At 69.0% G+C, this 8,957-nt stretch carries 8 protein-coding genes; 3 read left to right on the plus strand and 5 right to left on the minus strand.

The genetic code is table 11. The features are described 5' to 3' along the window. Window positions 1–24: 24 nt before the first annotated feature. From ACFQV6_RS11280 to ACFQV6_RS11290, 3 genes are read right to left on the minus strand one after another with little or no spacing between them, the layout of a single operon-like run. Complete coding sequence (locus ACFQV6_RS11280) at window positions 25–846, minus strand: carbohydrate ABC transporter permease (RefSeq protein ID WP_378027349.1); 822 nt, start codon at window positions 844–846, stop codon at window positions 25–27. Further along, a complete protein-coding gene (locus ACFQV6_RS11285) occupies window positions 846–1,787 on the minus strand; it encodes a carbohydrate ABC transporter permease (protein ID WP_378027350.1) in 942 nt (313 codons plus the stop codon). The genes ACFQV6_RS11280 and ACFQV6_RS11285 overlap by 1 nt, the downstream gene beginning before the upstream one ends. Continuing rightward, window positions 1,784–3,157, minus strand: a complete 1,374-nt coding sequence (locus ACFQV6_RS11290; protein WP_378027351.1) for an ABC transporter substrate-binding protein — start codon at window positions 3,155–3,157, stop codon at window positions 1,784–1,786. Before ACFQV6_RS11290 ends, ACFQV6_RS11285 begins: the two co-directional genes overlap by 4 nt. A gap of 204 nt (window positions 3,158–3,361) precedes the next feature. Between ACFQV6_RS11290 and ACFQV6_RS11295 the strand changes: the two genes are divergently transcribed. Then, on the plus strand, window positions 3,362–4,417 hold the full coding sequence (locus tag ACFQV6_RS11295; protein WP_378027352.1) for a LacI family DNA-binding transcriptional regulator: 1,056 nt from the start codon (window positions 3,362–3,364) through the stop codon (window positions 4,415–4,417). A 302-nt stretch (window positions 4,418–4,719) separates the two neighbouring features. On the opposite strand, the gene ACFQV6_RS11300 is transcribed toward ACFQV6_RS11295, so the two are convergent. After that, a complete protein-coding gene (locus ACFQV6_RS11300) occupies window positions 4,720–5,913 on the minus strand; it encodes a glycosyltransferase (protein ID WP_378027353.1) in 1,194 nt (397 codons plus the stop codon). A 128-nt stretch (window positions 5,914–6,041) separates the two neighbouring features. On the opposite strand from ACFQV6_RS11300, the gene ACFQV6_RS11305 reads away from it, so the two are divergent. Then, on the plus strand, window positions 6,042–6,698 hold the full coding sequence (locus tag ACFQV6_RS11305) for a DUF998 domain-containing protein (RefSeq protein WP_378027354.1): 657 nt from the start codon (window positions 6,042–6,044) through the stop codon (window positions 6,696–6,698). Window positions 6,699–6,722: 24 nt separating this feature from the next. On the opposite strand, the gene ACFQV6_RS11310 is transcribed toward ACFQV6_RS11305, so the two are convergent. Next, on the minus strand, window positions 6,723–7,826 hold the full coding sequence (locus ACFQV6_RS11310) for an epoxide hydrolase family protein (RefSeq protein ID WP_378027355.1): 1,104 nt from the start codon (window positions 7,824–7,826) through the stop codon (window positions 6,723–6,725). A gap of 62 nt (window positions 7,827–7,888) precedes the next feature. On the opposite strand from ACFQV6_RS11310, the gene ACFQV6_RS11315 reads away from it, so the two are divergent. After that, window positions 7,889–8,896: a helix-turn-helix transcriptional regulator gene (locus ACFQV6_RS11315; protein ID WP_378027356.1), complete on the plus strand. Its 1,008-nt coding sequence runs from the start codon at window positions 7,889–7,891 to the stop codon at window positions 8,894–8,896. The last annotated feature ends 61 nt before the right edge of the window (window positions 8,897–8,957 follow it).

Consider the following 8,957-nt stretch of genomic DNA (forward strand, 5'->3'; position numbering starts at 1 on the left):
CCTGGCCTTCCTCGACTGTGGAACTCAACCCTTGACGGCGGCGCTGGCCGCCCCAGCGACGAAGCGCTTCTGGAAGATCACGTAGACGATGACGACCGGAATGATCGACACCGTGGTCGCCGCGAACAGGCCGCCGTAATCAGTGCTGTACTGCCCGCTGAACGTGGTCAGGCCCACCGCGAGCACCTGCTTGGACGGGGTGCTGATCATGAGGTACGGCCACAGGTAGTCCTCCCAGACCCACAGGAACTGGAAGATGGCCAGCGCCGAGATCGCGTTGACGCTCAGCGGAGCGACGATGCGGTGGAAGATGTACAACTCGGAGGCGCCGTCGATCCGGGCCGCCTCGAGGACCTCGTCCGGCACGTTGTCCATGCTCTGGCGCATCATGAAGATGCCGAAGGAGCTGATCGCGGCCGGAATGATGATCGAGGCGTAGCTGTCCTGCAGCCCGGCGTCGGTGAACATCGTGTAGCGGGGAATCAGGACGACGGCCCAGGGGATCATCATGGTCGCCAGGACCACCGAGAACAGCGGCCCGCGGCCCCGGAAGCGGTATTTGCCGAACACGTACCCGCCGAGCAGGCTGGTGTAGACGGCGATCGTGGTGATCACCACTGCCAGCAGCATCGAGTTGCCGAACAGGCGTACCACGTCGAAGTTCTCCTGGATCGACCGGTAGTTGGCCAGGGTCCAGACGCGGGGCAGCAGGTGCTGGTCGACCGCGGCGATCTCGTCGGCGTTCTTGAAGCTCGACATGAGCATCCACACGAACGGGAAGATCGTCACGGCGGCGACGGCCAGCAGCCCCACGTTGAGGGCGATGGCGGGTGTCCTGTGGCGCATCACTGTGCCTTTCCGCGCAGCGGGCCGGTTTGCGCCCGGTACGACAGCAGGGTCAGCACCGCTGTGCCGAGGAACAGCACGAAGGCGGCCGCCGACGCGTACCCGAAGTTGTAGTTCTCGAACGCCTGTTGATAGATGAGGTATGAGATGAGGCTGGTCGAGTCGCCCGGGCCGCCGCCGGTCAGGACGAAGACCTGCACGAACGCCTGGAGGTAGCCGATCATCGAGGTGACGACGACGAACAGGGTCGTCGGGCGCAGCATCGGCCAGATCACCCGGCGGAACCGTGGCCAGGCGCCGGCCCCGTCGACCTCGGCCGCCTCCAGCACGTCGGCGGACAGGGCGTACAGGCCGGCCAGGTAGAGGATGACGGCGAACCCGAAGTCCTTCCAGATGGTCATCACCATGACCGCGGGCAGCGCGAAGCGGCTGTCGTAGAGCCAGTTGACGTCGAACCCGAGGATCGAGTTCACCGCACCGAACTGCGGGTTGTACATCAGGCGCCAGACGTACGCGACGGCGACGAGCGGGGTGACGGTGGGCAGGTAGAAGAGCGTGCGGTACAGCGTCTTGCTGCGGATCAGCCGCGAGTGGATGGCGTAGGCGAGGGCCATGCCGAGGACGACCCGGCCGATGATCACGCCGGCCATGAAGACGACGGTGTTGACGGACGAGGTCCAGAACACCGGATCGGCGAACAGCCGCCGGTAGTTCGCGAGGCCGGCCCATTGGTAGGTGCCGTTGAGCGGGTTCCAGTCGTGCAGACTCCCCAGGAACGCGGCGACGACCGGCCAGGCCACGAGGGCGAGGATCGCCACGACGATCGTCGTGACCACGACCAGGCGCAGCGGGCGTTCGCCGCGCGCGGCCGGGGTGCGCCGCCGGTTCCTCGGCGAGGGGACGGGCGGCGCCACCCCGGGTGTCAGTTCGGTGGTGGTCATTTCGAGGGCGCGTACCCGGCGTACGATTGCTCGGCTGATTGGAAGTTCTTGGTCTTCAGGTCGGTGGCGATCTTCTGTTGCGCCGCGGTGAGGGCCTTGGCCGGGTCGACCTTGTTGTAGAGGATGTCCTGCCACATCTTCGTGAAGTTGTCCTCGAAGGTGGACGGGATGGTGCCCGGCCAGATGTAGCGCTCGATGTCGCCGTACGCCTGCAGTGCGGGGTCGGCCTTGATCTCGGGGTCGTCGGCCAGCGGCTTGTATGCCGGGAAGACGCCGTAGCTCAGGTTGAGCGCCTTCATGCCGGCTTTGTCAGTGAGGTAGAACTTCAGGAAGTCCTGGGCGGCGGCCTGCTGGTCGGCCGGTGCGTTCTTGTTGATCCCGATGGTCGACTCACCGTTGTAGCGGTCGAAGGCGTAGGGCGTCGCGCCGGCGGTGGGGACCGGGGTACGGAAGACCCCGAACTTGATCTTCGGGAAGTCGTTGCGCAGCGTGCCCTCGTACCAGCCCCAGGCGTACACCATGGCGGTCTGACCTTGGCCGAAGCTGGTGGTGGCCTCGGTGCCGAAGTCCTTCGAACCGCTCCCGTCGCCGTACATCTGCAGGAAACGCTGGATGACCTGCATGTTCGCGGCGTTGTCGACGGTCGGCGTCTTCCCGTCGGCGGCGAACATGTTCTGACCCAGTTGGTAGGCCAGGCCGGACTGGAAGGCGCTGAACGAGGCGTTGAAGTTGAACCCGGCCTGCTTGAGCTTCGAACCGTCGCGCAGGGTGAGCTTCTTCGCCACCTCACGGAACTGGTCCCAGGTCTGCGGAATGTCGGCGTCGGTCAGGCCGGCCGTGGTCCACATGTCCTTGTTGTAGTAGATGGCCCCGCTCATCAGCCCCAGATCGACGTAGTAGACCTTGCCGTCGATCACGTGGGACTTGACGTTGGTGTAGTCGGCAGTCAACTGATCGAGCGGGACGTCGTACGGTGCCATGTATTTGATTATGTTGTCGTGCTCGCTGTTGTGAACGTTGAAGATGGCGGGCCCTTTCGTGCCCTGTAACTGCAACGGCAGTTTCGTCCAGTAGTCCTCCCACGGCTGGTTGACGACGGTGATGTCGACGTTCGGGTGGATCTTCTGGTACGCGTCAGCGAACGCCTGCATCTGCGGGACGTTTCCCCAGGCCCACCAGTCGAGACGGATCGGTTTCCCGTCGTTGACCAGGGTGTTCGGGTCGTATTTCAGGTTGACGCCGGCGACCGGCAGCCCCTTGGCCGCCGTCGTGTCCTTCACCCCGTCACCGGCGGAGGGCTCGCTGGAGCATGCCGTCAGCGTCAGAAGGCCGGCTGTGAGTACAGCGGTCAAGGTGCGCGTGGTTTTCATGGAACCTCCGCAGGAATGGAGTCATCACCTCTGCGGCTGCCGCCGAAGGGGTGGGATCAACGGTCCAAGGAATGCGCCGATGGGCATTCGTTCGCGATTAGGTTTACCGGTATACTTGGGCAACCTAGCCCGGCCATCGACCGACGTCAAGATGGTTGGATGGGAAGGTGGGCCGCCATCCGGGCGCAGGGAGGACCAAAAGAGATGCCGACGCTCCAGGACGTCGCCCGCGAGGCCGGGGTCTCGAAGATGACGGTCTCCAACGTGCTCAACGGGCGCCGCGACCGGGTCTCGCCGGCCACCATCGCCCGGGTCATGGAGGTCGTCGGCCGGCTCGGTTACGTGCCCAACGCCACGGCCCGATCATTGAGTGCGCGCCGGTCGAACATCGTCGCCCTGGCCTTTCCCGGTCGCGACTCCAGCCGGGGCGAGCCCCTGATGGACCCGCACGACTCGGTCTTCCTCGCCGAGGTCGAATCGCACGTCACCAGGGCCGGCCTCTACCTGATGGCGCACTCGGTGAACAGCGTCGAGTCCACCGCTGACAGCCTGCGATCCTGGAACGTCGACGGGGCGATCTTCCTGGGCACGCGGGCCGACGAGGTCGCCGCGCTGCACCGGGCCTACGAAGCGCCGATGGTGTTCATCGACAACCACGGCACCTCACCCCACATCAGCAACGTCGGCATCGAGGACAGGCTCGGGGGCCACCTCGCCGCCCGCCGCCTGATCGAAGCCGGACACCGGCGGATCGGCTTCGTCGGGCCGAGGTTCGACGAGCCCGGTGTCGTCCGCGAGCGGCACGCCGGTTTCGTGCAGGCGCTGGCGGAGGCCGGGCTGAGCCTGCGGCCGGAGCATGTGGTGCGGTGCAACACGAGCTTCGACGCGGCCGTCGCTGTGGCGCAGCAGGTCCTGGCCGCGCCGCAGCGGCCCACGGCGATCTTCGCCACCGCCGACATCATCGCCGCGGGCCTGCTCAAGGGGTTCGTCCGGGCGGGCTGCCCGGTGCCGGACGAGATGTCGATCATCGGGTTTGACGATCTTGAGGTCGCGCGGCATGTCACCCCCGAGATCACCACCCTGCGCCAGGACATCCCGGCCAAGGCCCGGGCGGCGGTGGAGGTGCTGCTGGCCCAGCTCGCGCAGTGGCCGTCGGCGCGTTCCGAGCGCCGGGTGCTGGGCGTCACCCTCATCGAGCGCGGATCCGTCGGCCCGCCGCCCGCATCCATGCCTGGAGCTCCGCTTCGGGTTTACCGATAAATCACTTTTCCCGTACGGAGTTCAGCGTGCCTGATTCGTCGGATTCGCTGGATTCGATGTCGCAGGTCGTGCTCGGTGACAGGCCCCGGGTTGACCGCCTGGCGCAGCAGGCGCGCACGGTGAGGTTGTGTGAGAGCTGGTTGCTGCTCCGGCGTGGGTAGAAGCGCACGGTCGGGTTGTGTGCGAGCCGGCTGTCGCTTGCGCTGCCACCGCCACCCGCTCACCCGCCACCCGCCACCCGCTCACCCGCTCACCCGGTCACCCGGTCACCCGGTCACCCACTGCTCAGGGCCGGCCCGTGGTCAGCGCCGGTGGGCCGGGGACCGGCTGAGCCGGGCCCGGTCGTAGATCTCCAGGAGGCGGTGCAGGAAGACCTCCGGGGAGTACGCCGCCGCGGCCTCCAGGCCGTCCCGGACCACCGCGGCGCGCAGAGCTTCGTCGGTCAGCATCCGCAGCAGGGCGGCGGCGAACGCGTCCGGTGCCGGGTCGCAGACGAACCGGCCGGCGTCGGTGGCGCCGGGCCGGACGGCGAGGCCCGGGTCGGCGACCACGGCGGGCAGCCCGGACGCTTCCGCCTCGGCCAGCACCAGGCTTTGGGTGTCGGTGGTGGAGGCGAAGGCGAGTACGTCGGCGGCCTGGTAGAAGGCGGCGACCTCGTCGTGTGGGACCGGCGGGTGGACCCGGACGTGTCCGCGCAGGCCGAGGGCGGCGATCCGGCGGTTCAGATGGCGGCGCTGACGGCGTACCCCGAGCAGGATCAGCCGGGCGTGCGGCCGGGCTGTGCGGACCCGGGCGAAGGCCTGCAACAGCAGCTCCGGGTTCTTGTCGGCGGTGCCGCGGCCCACCGAGAGAACGACGCCGCCGTTGGCGGACGCCGGACGAGGCGTGGCCGCCGGGCCGGGCATGGGCGCCGGACGAGGCATGGGCGCGGTGACCGGAGTGGGCAGGACACAGACTTCGGCGGCCGGCTCGAACGGGGCGAAACCGGCCGCGGTCTTGGCGGAGGGTGCGATCACCACCGCCATCCGCGCGAACATGGTCTTGCCGAGTTCGACCAGCCGCCCGCGGCGGACCGCACCGGGCCGGGTCAGCTCAAGAAATTCCCGAGGTGACCAGCCCAGGCCGAGGCGCAGGGCGCACCAGGCGGCGCCGGCCGGGATCTCGGCGAACAGGTCGGCGTACGCCAGCAGGTCGGTGTGCCAGGTCGCGACCAGTGGCACTCCCCAGTCGGCGGCCGCGCGGAACCCGGTCATCCCGACCGGGCCGGTGCTGTGCACGTGGACGATGTCGGCCGGGCGGGCGGTGAAGGGCAGGGCGATGCGGATCTGTCGCAGCGGCATCGGCACTGAGGGCACTCCCCCGCCCAGCAGCGGGCCGGGGCGGTAGAGGTCGGCGTCATGCCCGGCCGAGCGCAGTAGCCGGACGGTCAACTCCGCCGACCGGGCGACACCGTCCGGGCGGCCGACGTGGCTGTCGCAGAAGTGGGCGACTCTCACAACGCGAGCGGCGGCAGCATGCGGCCATCTTTCCGCGCGCGGCCAAGGGTTTCCACCCCGCCGGGCTCGCCGGTCGTAACCTCGGGCGGGTGAGCGGCGTGAGGACGAGCGCGGTGAGGACGAACGCGGTGAAGCGTCTGCTGCCGGCCTTCGGTGTGCTCGCCGCGGTGCAGATGATCGTGGTGAGCACGGTGGATGGCCTGACCCGGCCCGGCTACGACGAGACGCGTAACTGGATCAGCCAGTTGTCGCTCGGCCCGGGTGGCTGGCTCGGCACGGTCAACCTCGCCACCTGCGGCCTCTGGATCGTCCTGTGCGCGGCCGGACTGCGTCGGCGGGCCGATCGGTGGGCGGTCGGCCTGCTGGTGTGGTGCGGGTTCGCGCTGGTGGCGCTGGCCGTGATCCGGACCGACGCCGGGCTCGGATTCCCGCCGGGGGTGCCGGAGGAGCACACCATCCGCGGGCTGATCCACAAGCTGATCGCCGCGACGCTGGCCGGTGCGGGGATCGGGGCGGTGGCCAGGATCGGGCCGCGGCAATCGGCGCGGGTGGTCGCGGTGGTCATGGGGGTGGCGTTCGTGGCGGCCGGTGTGCTGGTTCTGCTCGACGACGCCGGTGTCCTGCCGAGCAATCCGAGTGGGCTGCTGGAGCGGCTCGCGCTGTTCGCCGGGCTGATCTGGATCGGCCTGGTCGGTGGCGCGGCGTGGCCAGCGGTTCGATCACGTCGAGCGCCCCGGCCGGCGCGCGCTCCAGCAGATGCTGGCGGGCCAGGGTGGCCCGGTTGAGTTCGCGCCGGCTCAGGACGTCGGTCACTTGAGCGAACCGAAGAACGCGCGCAGGTCCGCGGCCAGCTCTGCCGGGGCCTCCATGGCCGGGAAATGCCGGCCACGCTCGTGCTCGGCCCAGTGCGTCTCGGCCGGCGCGGGGATCAGCTTGCGCACCGTCTCATCAGAACCGAAGACCGAAAACGCTTGGGGTACGGCCGGAGCACTCCCCCATTCCGACGAGTGCGCCTGGTCGTAGAGGGTGTGTGCGGCGCTGACCCCGGAGCCGGTGAACCAGTAGAGGCTGACCGTGGTGAGCATCTGGTCCCGGTCGATGGGCAGGTCGGTCCACTCCTCGAACTTCTCCGCGATCCAGGCGAGTTGCAGCAGGGGTGAGTCGGCCAGGCCGTACCCGATGGTCTGCGGGCGGCTGTTCATGATCGAAAGGTAGCCGGATCCGTCGGTGCGGAACGCATCCATCCGGTCCTTGATGAGCTTGTCGACGGGGTCGCCGACGTCGAGCCGCTCGGCCATGCCGGGGATGAACGTGGCGGTGGCCGCCGCCGTCCACGGGTCCGTCACGACGTGCAGGCCGATCACGTGCGGGCCGTCGATGCCGGCCAGGGAGCCCGAGATGCCGGCGCCCACGTCACCGCCGTGTACGCCGTACCGCTCGTAGCCGAGGCGGCGCATCAGCTCGGCCCAGGCCCGGGCGGTGCGGGCCATGGTCCAGCCGGTGCCGGCGAGCGGGGTGGAGAACGCGTACCCGGGCAGCGACGGAATCACCAGGTGGAAGTCGTCGGTCAGTTCTTCGATCAGGCCGAGGAACTCGGCGACGCTGCTCGGATAACCGTGGGTGATCAGCAGCGGGGTGGCGTCCCCCCGCTGCGACCGGACGTGCAGGAAGTGGATGCGCTGTCCGTCGATCTCGGTCGTGAACTGCGGGTACGCGTTGAGTCGCGCTTCCTGGGCCCGCCAGTCGAAGCCGCGGCGCCAGTAGTCGGCGACGTCGCGGAGGTGGTCGAGGGGGACCCCGCGTGTCCAGCCCGTGCCGGGGAGTTCGGCGGGCCAGCGGGCGTTGGCCAGCCGGTGGTGCAGGTAGTCGAGGTCGGCGGCGGGGATCGCGATGCGGAAGGTCTCGATGTCCATGCCGCCAACGTTAGGATCAATCGCGGAAAGCTTCGTTCCTAGATTGCCGTCAGGATCGGGAGATGTTGGAAACCTCGGCGCGCCTGCTGCGCCTGCTGTCGCTGTTTCAGGCCCGGCCCGACTGGACCAGCACCGAGCTGGCGTCGCGGCTCGATGTCACCACCCGCACGGTTCGCAACGACGTGGAGCGGCTGCGGGCGCTGGGATATCCGGTGAACGCCCGGCCGGGAGTGGCCGGCGGCTACCGGCTGGGTTCCGGTGGTGCGCTGCCGCCGTTACTGCTGGACGACGACGAGGTGGTCGCGGTGGCGGTGGGGCTGCGCACGGCGGCGAGTGTCACCGGGATCGGGGAGACGTCGGTGCGCGCGCTCGCCAAGTTGCAGCAGATCCTGCCGTCGCGGCTGCGGCACCGGATCAGCGCCTTCCAGGCCGCGACGGTGGCGATGCCGTCAGCGGGTCCCGTTGTCGACCCCGATGTGCTGACCGCGATCGCCGGTGCGTGCCGGGATCATCATCGGCTGGCGTTCGACTACCGGACGCATGCGGGGTCGGCGGGGCGGCGGTCGGTGGAGCCCTATCGGCTGGTCCACCATCGGGGCAGGTGGTATCTCGTGGCGTGGGACCTGGATCGAGATGATTGGCGGACGTTCCGGGTGGACCGGATGGAGCCTCGTACGCCGACGGGGCCCCGTTTCACCCCCCGGCAGCTGCCGCCGGACGGGGAGATCGCGGCCCGAATCTCGCGCGGGGTCGGCGAGGCTACGTGGCGGTACCGGGCTCGCGTGGTCGTGGAGGCCTCGGCGGATCACGTCCGGAGCCGCCTGCCGATCCCGGTGGACGTGGAGGAACTCGGCGAGCAGCGATGCGCCTTCTCGCCGGGCTCCGACCACCCCGAGATGCTCGCGCTGTATCTCGGCATGCTCGGCGCGGACTTCACCGTGACCGGCGCACCCGAGCTGGTGACCGTCCTGGGCCGGCTGGCCGAGCGCTACCAGCGCGCCTCGGACGCCGGCCGCGCTCCCGTCGTGGCGGATGGCGCGACTTCCGGAGACGTCGATGTGTCCGATTGAGGTCGGATGATCGGCTGGTCTCTCGAACTCAACAGCTGGCTCGGAACGATGGAGTCGGGCA

Origin of the sequence: Actinoplanes sp. GCM10030250, assembly GCF_042666575.1 — a bacterium.
Classification (GTDB): domain Bacteria; phylum Actinomycetota; class Actinomycetes; order Mycobacteriales; family Micromonosporaceae; genus Actinoplanes.

Bases quoted from the DNA above. Each gene is read 5' to 3' on its own strand.
- ACFQV6_RS11315 (WP_378027356.1), top strand. From the start codon at position 7,889: ATGTTGGAAACCTCGGCGCGCCTGCTGCGCCTGCTGTCGCTGTTTCAG.
- ACFQV6_RS11290 (WP_378027351.1), bottom strand. From the start codon at position 3,157: ATGAAAACCACGCGCACCTTGACCGCTGTACTCACAGCCGGCCTTCTG.
- ACFQV6_RS11285 (WP_378027350.1), bottom strand. From the start codon at position 1,787: ATGACCACCACCGAACTGACACCCGGGGTGGCGCCGCCCGTCCCCTCG.
- ACFQV6_RS11310 (WP_378027355.1), bottom strand. From the start codon at position 7,826: ATGGACATCGAGACCTTCCGCATCGCGATCCCCGCCGCCGACCTCGAC.
- ACFQV6_RS11295 (WP_378027352.1), top strand. From the start codon at position 3,362: ATGCCGACGCTCCAGGACGTCGCCCGCGAGGCCGGGGTCTCGAAGATG.
- ACFQV6_RS11280 (WP_378027349.1), bottom strand. From the start codon at position 846: ATGCGCCACAGGACACCCGCCATCGCCCTCAACGTGGGGCTGCTGGCC.